General features: G+C 70.9%; 15 protein-coding genes. 9 read left to right on the top strand and 6 right to left on the bottom strand.

What is annotated here, in order from left to right; genetic code table 11:
• Positions 1-47 precede the first annotated feature (47 nt).
• Both ACYQ78_RS08000 and ACYQ78_RS08005 read left to right on the top strand, forming a co-directional pair.
• Complete coding sequence (locus ACYQ78_RS08000) at positions 48-407, top strand: hypothetical protein (RefSeq protein WP_459800083.1); 360 nt, start codon at positions 48-50, stop codon at positions 405-407.
• Positions 404-1,837 (top strand): multicopper oxidase family protein, encoded by a 1,434-nt coding sequence (locus ACYQ78_RS08005; RefSeq protein ID WP_459800084.1) that lies wholly within the window; start codon positions 404-406, stop codon positions 1,835-1,837. The genes ACYQ78_RS08000 and ACYQ78_RS08005 overlap by 4 nt, the downstream gene beginning before the upstream one ends.
• Here ACYQ78_RS08005 and ACYQ78_RS08010 read toward each other — a convergent pair.
• Both ACYQ78_RS08010 and ACYQ78_RS08015 read right to left on the bottom strand, forming a co-directional pair.
• Positions 1,827-2,465: a response regulator gene (locus ACYQ78_RS08010; RefSeq protein WP_459800085.1), complete on the bottom strand. Its 639-nt coding sequence runs from the start codon at positions 2,463-2,465 to the stop codon at positions 1,827-1,829. The genes ACYQ78_RS08005 and ACYQ78_RS08010 overlap by 11 nt on opposite strands.
• Positions 2,462-3,499, bottom strand: a complete 1,038-nt coding sequence (locus ACYQ78_RS08015) for a sensor histidine kinase (protein ID WP_459800086.1) — start codon at positions 3,497-3,499, stop codon at positions 2,462-2,464. The genes ACYQ78_RS08010 and ACYQ78_RS08015 overlap by 4 nt, the downstream gene beginning before the upstream one ends.
• Before the next feature lie 111 nt (positions 3,500-3,610).
• Between ACYQ78_RS08015 and ACYQ78_RS08020 the strand changes: the two genes are divergently transcribed.
• The 5 genes from ACYQ78_RS08020 (at position 3,611) to ACYQ78_RS08040 (ending at position 9,768) form a co-directional block, all read left to right on the top strand.
• Complete coding sequence (locus ACYQ78_RS08020) at positions 3,611-4,510, top strand: ATP-binding cassette domain-containing protein (protein WP_459800087.1); 900 nt, start codon at positions 3,611-3,613, stop codon at positions 4,508-4,510.
• Positions 4,507-5,982 (top strand): DUF1349 domain-containing protein, encoded by a 1,476-nt coding sequence (locus ACYQ78_RS08025; protein WP_459800088.1) that lies wholly within the window; start codon positions 4,507-4,509, stop codon positions 5,980-5,982. The genes ACYQ78_RS08020 and ACYQ78_RS08025 overlap by 4 nt, the downstream gene beginning before the upstream one ends.
• A gap of 201 nt (positions 5,983-6,183) precedes the next feature.
• On the top strand, positions 6,184-6,804 hold the full coding sequence (locus tag ACYQ78_RS08030; RefSeq protein ID WP_459800089.1) for an ABC transporter permease: 621 nt from the start codon (positions 6,184-6,186) through the stop codon (positions 6,802-6,804).
• 56 nt (positions 6,805-6,860) lie between these two features.
• The gene (locus ACYQ78_RS08035) at positions 6,861-9,092 is read left to right on the top strand and encodes an ATP-binding cassette domain-containing protein (protein ID WP_459800743.1); all 2,232 of its coding nucleotides are present in this window, start codon (positions 6,861-6,863) and stop codon (positions 9,090-9,092) included.
• 52 nt (positions 9,093-9,144) lie between these two features.
• Positions 9,145-9,768 (top strand): hypothetical protein, encoded by a 624-nt coding sequence (locus tag ACYQ78_RS08040; protein ID WP_459800090.1) that lies wholly within the window; start codon positions 9,145-9,147, stop codon positions 9,766-9,768.
• A gap of 3 nt (positions 9,769-9,771) precedes the next feature.
• Here the strand turns inward: ACYQ78_RS08040 and ACYQ78_RS08045 are convergent, their stop codons facing one another.
• Positions 9,772-10,968: an FAD-dependent monooxygenase gene (locus ACYQ78_RS08045; RefSeq protein WP_459800091.1), complete on the bottom strand. Its 1,197-nt coding sequence runs from the start codon at positions 10,966-10,968 to the stop codon at positions 9,772-9,774.
• Positions 10,969-11,052: 84 nt separating this feature from the next.
• Between ACYQ78_RS08045 and ACYQ78_RS08050 the strand changes: the two genes are divergently transcribed.
• On the top strand, positions 11,053-11,631 hold the full coding sequence (locus ACYQ78_RS08050; protein ID WP_459800092.1) for a TetR/AcrR family transcriptional regulator: 579 nt from the start codon (positions 11,053-11,055) through the stop codon (positions 11,629-11,631).
• A gap of 4 nt (positions 11,632-11,635) precedes the next feature.
• Here ACYQ78_RS08050 and ACYQ78_RS08055 read toward each other — a convergent pair whose 3' ends face one another.
• From ACYQ78_RS08055 to ACYQ78_RS08065, 3 genes are read right to left on the bottom strand one after another with little or no spacing between them, the layout of a single operon-like run.
• A complete protein-coding gene (locus tag ACYQ78_RS08055) occupies positions 11,636-12,583 on the bottom strand; it encodes a VWA domain-containing protein (RefSeq protein WP_459800093.1) in 948 nt (315 codons plus the stop codon).
• Positions 12,580-13,482, bottom strand: coding sequence for a DUF58 domain-containing protein (locus ACYQ78_RS08060; RefSeq protein ID WP_459800094.1), 903 nt, complete (start codon positions 13,480-13,482; stop codon positions 12,580-12,582). Before ACYQ78_RS08060 ends, ACYQ78_RS08055 begins: the two co-directional genes overlap by 4 nt.
• Complete coding sequence (locus ACYQ78_RS08065) at positions 13,479-14,483, bottom strand: AAA family ATPase (protein WP_459800744.1); 1,005 nt, start codon at positions 14,481-14,483, stop codon at positions 13,479-13,481. Before ACYQ78_RS08065 ends, ACYQ78_RS08060 begins: the two co-directional genes overlap by 4 nt.
• A gap of 188 nt (positions 14,484-14,671) precedes the next feature.
• On the opposite strand from ACYQ78_RS08065, the gene ACYQ78_RS08070 reads away from it, so the two are divergent.
• On the top strand, positions 14,672-15,367 hold the full coding sequence (locus ACYQ78_RS08070; RefSeq protein WP_459800095.1) for a hypothetical protein: 696 nt from the start codon (positions 14,672-14,674) through the stop codon (positions 15,365-15,367).
• Positions 15,368-15,382 lie beyond the last annotated feature (15 nt).

The raw sequence follows: 15,382 nt of genomic DNA on the forward strand, positions 1-15,382 counted from the left end.
GCCCCGCGACGCTTGCGACGTTGACTTTTCACGTGGGGAGACCACCGATGAACACGGCTTATCTGGGCGCGCGGCGCATCCTGGCGATCGTCCTCGCCGCCACGCTGCTCATTCAGGGCATCACCGCCGGCCTGCTGCTGGCCACGCCCGGCGGGCGGGGCATCCACCGCGCCACCGCGATCCTGGTGGTGCTGGCGGTGATCGGCTCACTCGTGGTGGCGATCATGGCTCGCGACCGGAAGCTCATCATCCCCGCGGTGATGATGCTGCTCTTCGTCTTCCTCCAGATGTACTTCGGATTCGCCCACTTCAAGGCGTTGCACGTGCCGATCGGCATGATCATGTTCGGGGGCGCGGTGCACGCGCTGAGCACCCTCTACCCGGCCAGGCAGCACGTCCCGGCATGAGGCTCACCCGACGCGAGGCGCTGGCCACGATCGGTTTGGGCGGTTTCGCCCTGGTCACGGGGTGCTCGCTGCTCGCGGGCACCCCGGTGCCGCAACTGCTGCGCAGCACCGCGAAGCTGCCGCAGCCGTTCGCCGTGCCGCTGCCTCTCCCGCCGTTCGCCCGCCCCACCCGGCGCGGCGATGCCGACCACTACGACCTCACCGCACGCCAGGCCGTCGCGAGCATCGTCCCCGGGCTGCGCACGCCCATCTGGGGTTACGACGGCCGCTTCCCCGGGCCGATCATCGAGACCCGCCGGGGCCGCCGGACCGTCGTGCGGCTGACCAACGGGCTGGGTGAGCCGACCGTGCTGCACCTGCACGGAGGCCACACGCCGGCCGCCTCCGACGGCGATCCGACCGATCTCGTACGACCGGGGGAGACCCGCGAATACGACTTCCCGATGACGCAGCGGGCCGCCACGCTCTGGTATCACGACCACCGCATGGACTACACCGGGCCGCAGGTCTGGCGCGGCCTGGCCGGGATGTTCCTGGTCCGCGACGACGAGGAGGACGCGTTGCCCCTCCCGAAGGGCGAGCGCGAGATCCCCCTGGTGATCTGCGACCGCTCCTTCGCCGCCGACGGCACGATGCCCTACCCCGGCCAACCGGGCAGACCCGGTGCGAAGGAGGCCTACATGGGCGGCGTCCTGGGCGACGTCACCCTGGTCAACGGCGCGCCGTGGCCGGTGCTGAAGGTCGCCCGCGCCCGCTACCGGCTGCGCGTCGTCAACGCCTCCAACGCCCGCCCCTACGAGCTGTCGACCGGTGGCCCGATCGTCCAGATCGGCACCGACGGCGGCCTGCTGCCCGCTCCGAGAACCCTCGATTCCGTACGCCTGTCGCCGGGCGAGCGGGCCGATCTCGTCGTCGACTTCGCCGCTCACCGCATCGGAGCACAGGTGGAACTGCGTGACCTCGCCGACGACGGCCGGGTCATGCGGTTCGACGTCGACCGTGACGAGCCCGACGACTCGTCGATCCCGCCGGTCCTGGCGAAGGTCGACCGGATCGACCCCGCGACGGCCACGGTGACCCGCGACTTCGAGTTCACCAGCGGCAACCTGCACGGCGGCACCGGCTGGCTCATCAACGGCAAGCCCTACGACGCCAGCCGGGTCGACGCCACGGTGAAACTCGGCGCCACCGAGATCTGGCGCTTCACCAGCGACGTCAGCCACCCGATCCACCTGCACCTGGCCCACTTCCAGGTGATGACCGACGGCACCCCCGACCCGGCCTGGAAGGACACGGTCGAGCTCCGGGAGGCCCAGACGATGGAGGTGATCGCGAAGTTCGACGGCTATCCCGGCCGGTACGTCTTCCACTGCCACAACCTCGAACACGAGGACATGGCCATGATGGCCACCTTCGAGGTCATCCCCTGAACCGGGGCACCACCAGCCCCGACTCGTAGGCGGCGACCACGGCCTGCGTCCGGTCGCGCAGGCCGAGCTTGCCCAGCACCCGGCTGACGTGGGTCTTCACCGTCTCCTCGGTCACGGTCAGCCGCGCGGCGATCTCCGGATTCGACAGCCCCTCGGCGAGCAGCCGCAGCACCTGCGTCTCGCGGGGTGTCAGGCCGTCGACCGAGACCTTGGGCCGGAGCTGGGCGAACTCGCCGATCAGCCGCCGGGTGACGGTGGGCGCCAGCAGCGCCTCCCCGGCGGCCACCACTCTCACGGCGTCGAACAGGCGCTCGGCGGTGACGTCCTTCAGCAGGAATCCGCTGGCTCCGGCGCGCAGGGCGTCGTAGACGTATTCGTCGAGGTCGAAGGTGGTGAGGATGAGCACCCTGGTCTCCGGGGACAGCCGCCGGGTGGCCTCGATGCCGTCCATGACGGGCATTCGCACGTCCATCAGCACGAGATCCGGCGTGGTCGCGGCGCAGACGCGGACCGCCTCCGCGCCGTCGGAGGCGGTGCCGGCGACGATGAAGTCGGACTGGGTGGCCAGCAGGTCGGCGAACGCCGACCGGACGACGGGGTGGTCATCGGCGATGACGATCCGGATCATGCCGTCCTGCCCGGAAGAACCGCCTCGACCATGAAACCTCCACCTCTCACCGCTCCGGTCCGCAACGTCCCGCCCACTGCGGAGGCGCGTTCGCGCATGCCCACCAGGCCCAATCCGTCGGCCGGACTCTCCACGGCGGGCCCGTTGTCCCTGACCACCACCCGCAGCGTGTCGTCTCCGTAGGAGAACTCCACGTCGACCGCCGCGCCCGGCGCGTGCCGCCGCGCGTTCGTCAACGCCTCCTGGACGATCCGGTACGCCGCCAGTTCCGCCACCGGATCGAGCGCGATCGGCGCTCCGCGCAGGATCAGCCGGGTCGCCCCGCCGGAGGCCTCGCGAGCGGTGTCGACCAGGGCGACCAGCTCGCGCAGGCCCGGCTGAGGGGCGCGTTCGGGCTGGTCGGTGTCCTCGCGGAGCACGCCGAGCAGGCGCCGCATCTCGGTCAGCGCGCTGCGCGCCGTGTCACCGATCGCGCGCAGCCGGTCGGCCCCGGCGGGCGGCAGACCGGGGGTCGCCAGGCGGGCGGTCTCGGCCTGGACGGCCACCATCGAGATGTGGTGGGCCACCACGTCGTGCAGCTCACGCGCGATCCTGGCCCGCTCCCCGGCCGCGCTGCGGCGCAGCAGGCTCTCCTCGACGACGTCGCGGGCGGCGGCGCTGACCCGGGCCTTCCTCCTGGCCTGCCAGGTGATCCCGGCCATCGCGGCCGACGGCGCCAAGGCCAGCACCGGCGCGTGGACGATCAGCGCCAGGCACGGGACCGCGCAGGCCAGCGCCACCCGCTCGGAGGTCTCGCCCAGGCGGAACAGCGCGATCATGGTGGCGGCCAGACCGGCGTACGCCGGATCGCGGAACGCCGTCAGCGCCAGCACCGTGGCGACGGTGACGAGCACGGCGGCGGCCGTACGCTGCGGCCAGAGCAGCACCAGTGGCAGCGTCGTCGCCAGGCCCACCAACCCCAGGGCCATCGACGTGGACACCCCCAGGACGAAGGCCGCCACCACGAGGACACCTGCGACGGCACGTCCGTTCACGCAGGTCATTCTGCCCGGTGCGGGGTGAACGGACATCCCTCGTACGAGCTAGGTGAAGACCGCTCCCAGGCGCGACGCCGTGCGGAGGCCCCGAGCCTAGGGTTCCGGAGCATGGACGTGACTGTCACCGGGCTCCGCAAACGCTTCGGGCCCACGCAGGCTCTCGACGACATGACCTTCACCGTGAAACCGGGCACGGTCACCGGGTTCGTCGGCCCCAACGGGGCGGGGAAATCGACCACGATGCGGGTCGTCGTCGGTCTCGACCGGCCCGACGAGGGGTCGGCGCTGGTGGGCGGGGTGGCGTACACCAGCCTGAAAAGGCCGTTGACCCACGTCGGCGCTCTGCTCGACGCGTCGGCGCTGCAGCCGAGCCGGACCGCGCGCAACCACCTGCTCTGGCTGGCCCAGTCGCAGGGCCTCGGGGCGCGCCGGGTCGGCGAGGTGATCGGCCAGGTCGGCCTCGGCACCGCCGCGCGCCGCCGGGCGGGCGGCTACTCCCTCGGGATGCGGCAGCGGCTCGGCATCGCGGCGGCCCTGCTGGGCGACCCGCCGGTACTGCTGTTCGACGAGCCGTTCAACGGCCTGGACCCCGACGGGATCGTGTGGATCCGCGGCCTGCTGCGCTCACTGGCCGCGGAAGGGCGGGCGGTCCTGGTGTCGAGCCACCTGATGAGCGAACTCCAGGACGTCGCCGGCCACCTGATCGTGGTCGGGCGGGGCCGGGTGGTCGCCGACCGGAGCGTGGCCGACCTGATCGCCGCCGCCTCCGACGGCCGCATCACCCTGCGCACCACCGCGCGCGAGGACGCCATGGAGGCGCTGGCCCGAGCGGGCGCGACCGTGACCGTGACCGGCGCCGACGCGCTGACCGTGTCGGGGCTGTCCGGTGCCGAGACCATTGCGCTGCTGACGGCGGCCGAAGTGGCGTTCGCCGAGGTCAGCGCCCATCGAGCCACCTTAGAAGAGGCCTACATGGAGCTGACCCGAGAGAGCGTGGAGTTCCGGTGATCCCCGTCCTGAGGTCCGAATGGACCAAGTTCCGCACGGTTCGCGGCTGGGTCGCCGGATCGATCGTCGCCGTGCTTCTCACGGTCGGCGTCGGGCTGCTGGGCGCCGCCGGTACGGTCCGCTCGTGCGAGGGCCCCCAGGGGAACGTCTGCCCGGAGACCCCTCTCGGGCCCGGCGGGCAGGCCGTCAACGACCGGTTCTCCTTCTACCACCAGGCACTCTCCGGCGACGGCTCCATCACGGCCAAGGTCGCCGAGGTCAGCGGCGTGATCACCTATCCGCCACCCGACCACGACAAGATCGTTCCCGGGGTGGTGCCCTGGGCGAAGGTCGGCCTGATGGTCAAACAGGACCTCCGGCAGGGGTCCGCCTATTCGGCCGTCATGGTCACCGGCGGGCACGGCACCCGGGTCCAGGACGACTTCGTCAACGACCACGCCGCCGGACGTGACCCCTGGCTGCGGCTGACCCGGACCGGCGCCACCCTCACCGCCTCGACCTCACCCGACGGCACATCATGGCGGGTCGTCGCCGAGAAGACGCTGTCCGGACCCGCGCTGATCGGCCTGTTCGCGGCCTCCCCCTGCGACGTCACCCTCTCCCAGGGCGCACTCGGCGGGACCATCGGCGCCTGCCGGCTCACCAACGTCACCGCCGCGTTCGACGACGTGACCGTCGAGGGGGCGTCCGGCGGATGGACCCACGACGACGTCGGGGGCGAGCCCGGGGCACCGTCGCTGTCAGTCGGTTCGGCGCGGGCGTGGGGGACCACGATCCAGCTCACCGGTTCCGGGGACATCTCACCGGCGGGCATGGAGGGCGGCGCGGTCGTCGAACGCACGCTGACCGGCGCGTCCATCGGCCTGATCGCCGTGATCGTCGTCGGGGTGCTGTTCATGACGGCCGAATACCGGCGCGGCCTGGTCAAGGCGACCATGGCCGCGACCCCCGGACGGACCGGGGTACTGCTGGCCAAGGCCGCCGTCATCGCGGCGGTGACGTTCGCGGGCGGGCTGGTCGCGGCGGCGGTCGCGGTCCCGGTCGGGATCCGCCTCATGCGGGACAGGAACAACGACATCGCGCCGATCACCGCCCTCACCGAGGCCCGCGTGATCGTCGGCACCGCGGCCCTGCTGGCCGTGACGGCCGTGCTGGCCCTCGCCTTGGGCGCCCTGTTCCGGCGCAGCGCGGCGGCGGTCATCACCGCGATCGCCCTGGTCCTGCTGCCCCAGCTCCTCGCGACCGCGTCGGTGATCCCGTCGTCGGCGGCCCAGTGGCTGCTGAGGGTGACCCCGGCGGCGGGATTCGCCATCCAGCAGAGCATCCCGGCGTATCCGCAGGTCGAGGACTACTACATCCCCGCCCTGGGCTACTACCCGCTGCCCCCGCTGGGCGGCTTCGCGGTGATGTGCGCCTACGCGGCGGCTGCGCTGGTGGCGGCGATCGTGCTGCTGAGACGGAGAGACGCATGATCGGCTCGGGCCGGGTCTCAGCGGCCAAGTCAATGTCCGGTATCGCACTCGAAGCAGAGGCCGGCGCGGCCCTCGCCGAAAGGACGCGTGATGACCCGCGCACCCTTCATTTGTCCGAGGGATTTTGGACAAATATTTCGGGCGGAATGGACGAAATTCCGTACCCTCCCCGGTCTCCCTTGGCTCGTCTTCCTGCTGGTCGTGCTGACCGTCGGCACCGGTGCGGCCGCCACCGCTCTCGTTCCCTGTTGTGACGTGCTCCCCTCGCGGGTGTCGCTGGCCGGGGTGCAGGCCGGGCAGATCGGCGCCGTGGCGCTGGCGGTGGGGGTGATGGCGGGGGAGTACTCCAGCGGCATGATCCTTGTCAGCCTCCTCGCGGTCCCCGGAAGGGGGCTGTTGCTGGCGGCCAAAGTGCTGATCGTCGGAGGTGCCACGCTGGCCGGGGCGGTCGTCGCGGTGTCCGTGTCGGCGCTGATCGGTCCGGGCGCCACGGCGACGGCGTTCTTCGGGTCGATCGCCTATCTCGTGCTGGTATCGCTGCTGGCTCTGGGGGTGGCCGCCGCCGTGCGGGACACGGCGGTCGCGATGGGGGTCACGCTCGGGATCCTGTACGGGTTTCCGTTGGTCATCCGGATGCTGGGAGACCCCGTCTGGCAGGAGCGGCTGGCGTGGATCTCGCCGATGGAGGCGGGGATGGCCGTCCAGGGAGGAGTGCCCCTCATCGGGCCCTGGGCCGGGCTCGCGGTCGTGACCGGCTGGGTGGTGGGTGCGCTCGTGATCGGCAGGCTCAGAGTGGGCCGAAGTGTCGGAGCCGTCGTCTAGGCTCTCCGACCGTGCTGAATTCCCCCAACGCATCGCTCGCGGCCGACTCCCACAGCATGATCCAGGTGCGTGGGGCCAGGGAGAACAACCTGGCCGACGTCTCCCTCGACATTCCCAAGCGTCGCATCACCGTCTTCACCGGGGTCTCCGGGTCGGGCAAGTCGTCGCTCGTGTTCGGCACCATCGCGGCCGAGTCACAGCGGATGATCAACGAGACCTATGCCGCGTTCGTCCAGTCGTTCATGCCCTCGCAGAGCCGTCCCGACGTCGACGCGCTCCACAACCTGAGCGCGGCCATCGTCGTCGACCAGGAGCCCATGGGCGCCAACTCGCGCTCCACGGTCGGCACCGCGACCGATGCGTACACGATGCTGCGGATCATCTTCAGCCGTCTCGGGCAGCCCCACATCGGGCCGTCGACGGCGTTCTCGTTCAACGTGCCCGACGGCATGTGCCCGAACTGCGAAGGGCTCGGGCACGTGTCGACGGTCGACGTCGACCAGCTCGTCGACCGCGAGCTGTCCCTCAACGAGGGCGCGATCACGGTCCCGCAGTTCCACGTCGACAGCTGGTATTGGCAGGTCATGGCCCATTCGGGCTTCTACGACCCCGACAAGAAGCTGAAAGACTTCACCGAGGAGGAGTGGGAGACCTTCCTCCACCAGCCGGTCACCAAGGTCAAGGTCGGCACGATCAACGTCAGCTACGAGGGCCTGGTCGTCAAGGTCAACCGCATCTACCTGACCAAAGACCGCGAGTCGATGCAGGGCGCCATCAAGGCGTTCGTCGACCGCGCCGTGGTGTTCGCCCAGTGCCCGGTGTGCGAGGGCACCCGCCTGACCCAGGCCGCGCTCTCCTCGAAGATCAACGGCGTGAACATCGCCGAGTGCTCGTCGATGCAGGTCAACGACCTGGCCGCGTTCCTGCGGGGCATCGACGACCCGGCCGTCGGCCCGCTGCTCACCAACCTGCGCGAACTGCTCGACTCCCTGGTCGGCATCGGCCTGGGCTACCTCAGCCTCAACCGCTCCTCGGGCACCCTGTCGGGCGGCGAGGCGCAGCGCGTGAAGATGGTGCGCCACCTCGGCTCCAGCCTCAGCGACGTCACCTACGTCTTCGACGAGCCGACCGTCGGCCTGCACCCCCACGACATCCGGCGGATGAACGAGATCCTGCTGATGCTCCGCGACAAGGGCAACACCGTCCTGGTCGTCGAGCACAAGCCCGAGGTCATCGCCATCGCCGACCACGTCGTCGACCTCGGCCCCGGCGCCGGCGAGAACGGCGGCCACCTCTGCTACACCGGCGACGTCCCCGGCCTGCGCGCCTCCGGTACCCTCACCGGCCGCCACCTCGACCACCGGGCCAAACTCCGTGATCGTGTACGCACCCCGTCAGGCCACCTGTCCATCTCCGGCGCCACGCTCCACAACCTGAAGAACGTGTCGGTCGACGTGCCGATGGGCGTGCTGACCGTGGTGACCGGCGTCGCCGGTTCGGGCAAGAGCTCCCTCATCCACGGCTACCTGTCCGGCCGCGACGGCGTGGTCGTCGCCGACCAGTCGGCGATCAGGGGCTCGCGCCGCAGCAACCCCGCCACCTACAGCGGCCTGCTCGGCCCGATCCGCACCGCCTTCGCCAAGGAGAACGGCGTCAAGGCGGCCCTGTTCAGCGCCAACTCCGAAGGCGCCTGCCCCGGCTGCAACGGCATCGGCCTCATCTACACCGACCTCGCGATGATGGCCGGGGTGTCGTCGGTCTGCGAGCAGTGCGAGGGCCGCCGCTTCACCGCCGAGGTGCTCGGCTACACGCTGCGCGGCAAGAACATCCACGAGGTGCTCGGCATGTCGATGACCGAGGCCCGCGACTTCTTCACCACCGGCCAGGCCCGCACCATCCTGGCCCGCATGGTCGACGTCGGCCTCGGCTACCTGCGCCTGGGCCAGCCCCTCAACACCCTGTCGGGCGGCGAACGCCAGCGGCTGAAGCTGGCCATCCACATGGCCGAGAAGTCCTCGATCTACGTCCTCGACGAACCGACGACCGGCCTCCACCTGGCCGATGTCGACCAGCTGCTGAGCCTGCTCGACCGCCTGGTCGACGACGGCAACTCGGTCGTCGTCATCGAACACCACCAGGCCGTGATGGCCCACGCCGACTGGATCATCGACCTGGGCCCGGGCGGCGGCCACGACGGCGGCGAGGTCATCTTCACCGGCACCCCGTCCGACCTGATCACCACCGCCGACACCCTGACCGCCCAGCACCTCAGGGAATACGTGGCCTGATCTTTTGGACCTTCGCGTTGGGGACATATCGTGACGGGCGGAGGTGGCGTCCATGTTCCGGAAGCGGCCCAAGCCGGAAGCCGTCATGCGTGAGCTTCTCTATGGCGATGTCCCGCTGGAGAGGTGGGCCGAGAACGATCCGGTGTTCTCGGCGGTCCGGGGTTCGGTGGCCGTGGGCGACGGGGCTCAGGCTCGGTCGGTGCTGCACTCGATCCTGGCCAGCCCCGATCGGCCGTCCCGCGACCATCTCCAGGCCTGGCACGTGCTGCGGCTGCTCGGCGAGGAGCCGGATGATCCCGCGTATGTCCATGGCGTCGTCGTGGACATGCCGGTCGGCAAGGGCCTCGACACGCTGGCCGTCTACCGCGACGGGACCTGCCGCTACCTGAACCACTCGGGCAAGATCCTGGTCTGGGAGGCGTCCGACGCCGGGATCGACGCCCTGGCGGCAGACGTGGTGGCCGCCGGTGCCGCGATCGCGTCGCGCATCGGGCCGTGGATCGGCCCCCGGCCGCCGTTGCCGCAGGGGGTGCTGCGGCTGAGCATGCTGTGTTCGGGAGGTCTGTACTTCGGTGAGGGTCCCGCGTCGGCGCTCATGGCCGATCCGATGGCGGGTCATCTCGTCAACGCCTCGGTACGACTGCTGGAGGCGCTGACCAGCCGAGCGGGTGCGTAGGCTCTACCGGTAGTCCTTGAGGGTGATCGCGGTCGCCGCCTTGCGGATCGGCTCGGTCACCCGCTTGATCATGCTGTTCTTCCCCGGCAGGTGGGGCATCAGGCGCAGCATGAACATCTGCACCCGGATCTGGCCCGCCGACTTCATCACCATCCCCTTGAGGTTGGCCTCGGCGAGCTTCTGGTTCTCCTCGACGAAGTGCCGCATGTCGTGCTCGTAGGCGGCGAACGCGGCCCGATGGTCCCCGGCCGCCGCGGCGAGCGACCCCGCCAGGACGTACGCCCCCACCAGCGCCAGGCTGGTCCCCTGCCCCGAGGCCGGCGAAGGCCCATAAGCGGCGTCACCAACGAGGACCACCCGACCCGACGACCACCGGTCCATCCGGACCTGGCTGATCGAGTCGAGGTAGAAGTCGGGCGCGTCCGCCATGGCGTCCAGGAGCCGGGGCACCTCCCAGCCCTGCCCGGCGAAGACCTCGGCGAGGAGTTTCCGCTGCTGGGCGGAGTCGCGGCGGTCGTAGGCGAGCGGGGGTGAGGAGAAGAGGAACATCGCCTTGGCGGCGGTGTCCTGGCGGGTGCTGTACATGCCCATGCTGCGGCCCGGCGCCGGGTGCATCATCTCGGTGCGGTCGAGGCCCAGGTGGTTGGGCACGGTGAAGATCGAGATGTAGTGGCCGAGGTCGTGGATGTACGGCGACTCCTCCCCGAACGCCAGCGACCGCACGTTGGAGTGCAGGCCGTCGGCGCCGACCACCAGGTCGAAGGTCCGCTCGGGGCCGTTCTCGAAGGTGACCCGCACGCCGTCGGCGGTCTCGGTCAGCGCGGTGACGGAGTCGTCGAAGAGGTATTCGACGTCGTCCCTGGTGGCGTCGTAGAGGATCCGGGCCAGGTCGCCGCGCATGATCTCGATGTCGTCGCCCTCGCGGCCGCCGAACAACTGGGCGCTCATGGTCGCCAGCTGCTTCCCGGTCGCGTCGACGAACCGGGCCACCTGCATGTCGGTGCCATGGCGGGCCACCTCCTCACGCAGGCCCATGCGGTCGACGACCTCGAGGGCCGCGCCCCGGACATCGATCTTGTAGCCGCCGGTGCGCAGCTCGGGGGCGCGCTCCACGACGGTCGGGGTGAAGCCGTGGCGGCGCAGCCAGAAGGCGAGGGCGGGGCCGGCGACGCTGCCGCCGGAGATCAGGATGTTCGTCATGTCCCAGACTGTACAAACGTCTCATTCGATTGTCTAGGACGTTTGTGCAAGACATCTGTACGACTCTCCGATACGCTGGTGAGCATGGGAAATCGTGAAGATCTGCTCGCCGGCGCGAAGCGGTGCCTGATGGAGAAGGGCTACGCGGGCACCACGTCCCGCAACATCGCCGAGGCGGCGGGCACCAGCCTGGCCGCGATCGGCTACCACTTCCGATCGACGAAGGCGCTGCTGAACGAGGCCCTCATCGAGGCGATGGACGACTGGGGCAAGGAGATCGAGCAGGCCCTCACGACCGAGGCGCCGCCCGGCGCGACCCCGTTGCAGCGCTTCGAGGCGATCTGGACGCAGATCATCGCGTCCTACGTCAGGCTCCGGCCCCTGTGGGCCATCCAGTTCGAGCTCATCGCCCAGATGGACCGCCTGCCTGAGGTACGCGAGGCCTTCGCCAACGCCAACCGCCAGGCCCGGCTGGGCCTGGCGGCGCTGTTCGAGAACCTCGACCCTGCCGCCGACGAGAAGCAGGCGCTGGCCGTCGGCGCGTTCTACCAGGCGCTACTGGCCGGGCTGGCGACCCAGTGGCTGGTCGACCCCGACAGCGCCCCCACGGCCCAGGACCTCGTCCAGGCCCTCCAAACGATCACGACGGGCCGCGACGCGTGAAACGTCAGGGGATGCGCGTGCCCAGCACGAGGGCCGAGCCCGCCACCAGCATCCCCGCCAGCACGGCCGCGATGATGAACCGCTGGGTGATCTCCTGGTGCACGACCCGGTAACCCAGGCTGGTCCCGATCTGGGCGTACACGTCCCGCAGTTCGTCGCCCGACTCGGCGGTGTAGGCGCGCCCGTTGGTCCCGTCGGCGAGTGACTGGAGGGTCTGCTTGTTCACCGGCACCTGCACGCTCCGCCCGTCGATCGCGACGGTCCCCTCGGGTGTGCCGTAGGCGATGGTGGAGACGGGAACCTTGCCCCCGGCCGCCGCCTCGACGGCCTCGTTCACCGATCGGCCCGAGGTGTTGTCGCCGTCGGAGAGCAGGACGATCGCGGCGGGCGGGGGGTCGGTGACGGCCTGCTGGTCGAAGGAGCGGATCGCGTCGAGGGAGTTGAAGACCGCCTCGCCGATCGCCGTACCCGGGCGGGTCGTGAGGTTGCGGATCGTGTTGATCACCGCGGCGTGGTCGGTCGTCGGCGGGATCGCGACGGCGGCCGAGCGGGCGAAGGACACCACGCCGACGTTGAAGCGCTCGGGCAGGTCCTGGACGAACCGCTCGGCGGCCTGACGCGCGGCGACCATCCGGGTGGGGGCGACGTCGGCGGCCTCCATCGACAGCGAGATGTCGACGGCGATCATGATGGTGGCGCGGTCGCGCGGCACCCGCACCTCGTCGGCGGGGCGGGCGGCGCCCAGCACCAGCAGGCTCATCATGGCCAGGAACAGGCCCGCCGTCAGATGGCGGCGCCAGCCGGGCCGTTCGGGCGCGACCAGTGACAGCAGCGCCAGGTTGGTGAAGCGGACCGCGTAGCGGCGCCGGATGTACTGCATGACCACGTAGAAGACGGCCAGTGCGACCAGCGCGGCGAACAGCCAGAGCCACGCGGGGGACAGGAAGATCATGCGCGGGCCCTCCGGGCCATCAAATGGGCGGTTCGGCGCTGCCGGAGTACGAACTGGGCGATGTCGGTCATCCAGTCGCGGTCGGTGCGCAGGACGAGGTGGGCGGCGCCGGCCCGGCGCAGCGCCGACCGGTTGTTCTCCCGCTGTTCGGCGGCGGCCTCCGCGTAGCGCTCGCGGATGCGGCGGGTCAGGTGGATGTCGCGGTAGCGGCCGGTCTCGGGGTCGAGCAGGGTGATCTGGCCGACGTCGGGCAGCTCCAGCTCCCGCGGGTCGATCACCTCGATGGCCAGCACCTGCTGGCGGGCGGCCAGCCTGCGGATCGGCCGTTCCCAGTCGCCGGGGTCGTCGAGGAAGTCGGAGACCACCACGCGCATGCCGCGGCGCCGGTGGGCGGCGGCGAGCATCTCGACGGCGCCGCCCAGGCTGCTGGTCCCCTGCGAGCGCGGCGCGTCGGTGAGCGACTGGAGCAGCCCGAACAGGTTGGCCCGGCCGGGCCTGGCCGGATAGCGGTGCACCTCCTCGCCGTGCAGCACGTAGGCGCCGAACCGGTCGCCGACGCGGCTGGACAGGAAGCCGAGCGCGCCCACGGCGTGGATGACCAGGGTGCGCTTGTCCATGTCGGCGGTGCCGAAGTCCATGCTCGCGGTCAGGTCGACCAGCGCCCACGTCTCCAGCTCGCGGTCGGAGATCAGGTCCCGCACGTGCGGGACGGTGGTGCGGGCGGTGACGTTCCAGTCCATCCGCCGCGTGTCGTCCTCGCCGGGGACGTACACGCGGGTGTCGCCGAACTCGCTGCCGGGCCCCGGGAGCAGGCCCAGGTGCCCGCCCTGGAGGAGACCGTCGAGCTTGCGCACGACGGTCAGCTCCAGTTTGCGCAGCGCGGAGTCGGCGCCCTTCATCGCTGGCCCTGATTCCAGACCACGAGGGGCGGCGGCACGGAGTGCAGGATCTGCTTGACGACGTCTTCGGGCTCGATCCCGTCGGCCAGCGCGTCGAAGGTGAGCATCAGCCGGTGGGACATCACGTCGACGGCGACGTCGCGGATGTCGTCGGGCAGCAGGTAGTCGCGCCCGCGCAGCAGCGCCAGCGCCCGCCCGGCCGAGACCAGGCCCAGGGTGGCGCGGGGGCTGACCCCGATCTCGATGGTCTCCTCCAGGTCGCGCAGCCCGTAGTCGCCGGGCGCCCGGGTGGCCATCACCAGGCGCACGACGTAGTCGGCGACGAGCTGGTGGACCGACACGGCCTCGGCCGACTTCTGCAACGCGAGCAGGCGCGGCGCGTCGAGGACCGGGTCGGGCGTCGGCGGGGTCACGCTCATGCGGTGCAGGATCTCCAGCTCCTCGTGGGCGCTGGGATGCTCGACGCGGACCTTGAACAGGAACCGGTCGCGCTGCACCTCGGGCAGCGGGTAGACGCCCTCCGACTCGATCGGGTTCTGGGTGGCCAGCACGATGAACGGGCGCGGCAGCGGATGCGTCACGCCGGCGAGCGAGACCTGGCGCTCGGCCATGACCTCCAGCAGCGCCGACTGCACCTTCGCCGGGGCGCGGTTGATCTCGTCGGCCAGCAGGAAGTTCACGAACACCGGGCCGAGCTCGACGTCGAAGCGCTCGGTGCCGGGGTGGTAGACGCGGGTGCCGACGATGTCGCTGGGGACCAGGTCGGGGGTGAACTGGATGCGCGCGAACGTGCCGCCCACCACCGTGGCCAGCGTCGAGGCGGCCAGCGTCTTGGCCACGCCCGGGACGCCCTCCAGCAGGCAGTGCCCGCGCGCCAGCAGCGCGACCAGGAGCCGCTCGACCATGTGGTCCTGCCCCACGATGACCCGCCGGACCTCCGCCAGGGCGTCGCGCAGCGCGCCCATGTCGGCATCGGTGGAGGCGCCGCCACCTGCGGTCATCTTCGCCGGGACGACGGACGTCCCCGGCCCTTCATCAGCAACCATCATGCGTGTTATTCAATCGTGACTTGGCGGGAAAGACCATGGTCTCACCCTGCCCGTTGCGATCGCCGGAAACACCCTGTGTGTTTTGATGGGGTGTGGCCACTCCTCTCCAGTATGGCGACCCGCCGCGACTGGGTCCGTTCGTGTTGCAGGCGCGCCTGCAGTCGGCCCCCGCCGGACTGGTCTACCTGGGGCAGGCGCCCGACGGCCGGGCCGTCTCCGTGGTCGTGCTGACGAGGGGCGCCGCGCTCGACGCCGCGGCCCGCGACCGGTTCGTCACGGGGATCAGGGAGGCCGAGGCCGCCCGCACCGGCGTGCGGGGTCTTCTCTCCCGTGTACGCCTGGCGAACCCCGCCACCCCCTATGTGGTGGCCTGGGACGGCGGCGAGGCCCCGTGGGCCGCCACGCCCTATCTGCCGGGCGGTCCGGGGGCGGAGAAGTTCCTCGAACCGGTCATGGTGTCCGGGATGCTGATCGGCGACCGCCTCGGCCCCGACTTCGTGCCCTACTGGCTCGGCGACCGCAACCCGGCCCTGCCCGCGCCGCCCCCTCCGGCTCCGCCGCCCACGGCGACGCCCCGTCAGGTCGCGCTGGCCTCGGCGGCGCTGGCCGTGCTGGTGCTGCTGCTCATGGTCATGGTGTGGATGTTCCTGTTCCGCGGTGACGGTGACGCCGAACCGGCGCAGCCGCTGCCGCCGACGATGTTCGTGCCGACCCCGCCGCCGGTGCCCGAGCAGTCGGAGCCGACCCAGCCCTCGCCGTCTCCGGGCCAGAGCGAGGGCGGCCCCTCGCCGACGCCGATGCCGGGTGGGTCGGAGGATCCCGGCGACGCGATCTGAGCAAACGCTTAGTAG

The sequence above is a fragment of the Herbidospora sp. RD11066 genome, from assembly GCF_054661255.1.

Coding starts and splice junctions, on each gene's coding strand:
- ACYQ78_RS08040 (WP_459800090.1), top strand. CDS start 9,145: ATGTTCCGGAAGCGGCCCAAGCCGGAAGCCGTCATGCGTGAGCTTCTC.
- ACYQ78_RS08065 (WP_459800744.1), bottom strand. CDS start 14,483: ATGACCGCAGGTGGCGGCGCCTCCACCGATGCCGACATGGGCGCGCTG.
- ACYQ78_RS08000 (WP_459800083.1), top strand. CDS start 48: ATGAACACGGCTTATCTGGGCGCGCGGCGCATCCTGGCGATCGTCCTC.
- ACYQ78_RS08020 (WP_459800087.1), top strand. CDS start 3,611: ATGGACGTGACTGTCACCGGGCTCCGCAAACGCTTCGGGCCCACGCAG.
- ACYQ78_RS08055 (WP_459800093.1), bottom strand. CDS start 12,583: ATGATCTTCCTGTCCCCCGCGTGGCTCTGGCTGTTCGCCGCGCTGGTC.
- ACYQ78_RS08035 (WP_459800743.1), top strand. CDS start 6,861: ATGATCCAGGTGCGTGGGGCCAGGGAGAACAACCTGGCCGACGTCTCC.
- ACYQ78_RS08060 (WP_459800094.1), bottom strand. CDS start 13,482: ATGAAGGGCGCCGACTCCGCGCTGCGCAAACTGGAGCTGACCGTCGTG.
- ACYQ78_RS08010 (WP_459800085.1), bottom strand. CDS start 2,465: ATGATCCGGATCGTCATCGCCGATGACCACCCCGTCGTCCGGTCGGCG.
- ACYQ78_RS08045 (WP_459800091.1), bottom strand. CDS start 10,968: ATGACGAACATCCTGATCTCCGGCGGCAGCGTCGCCGGCCCCGCCCTC.
- ACYQ78_RS08050 (WP_459800092.1), top strand. CDS start 11,053: ATGGGAAATCGTGAAGATCTGCTCGCCGGCGCGAAGCGGTGCCTGATG.
- ACYQ78_RS08005 (WP_459800084.1), top strand. CDS start 404: ATGAGGCTCACCCGACGCGAGGCGCTGGCCACGATCGGTTTGGGCGGT.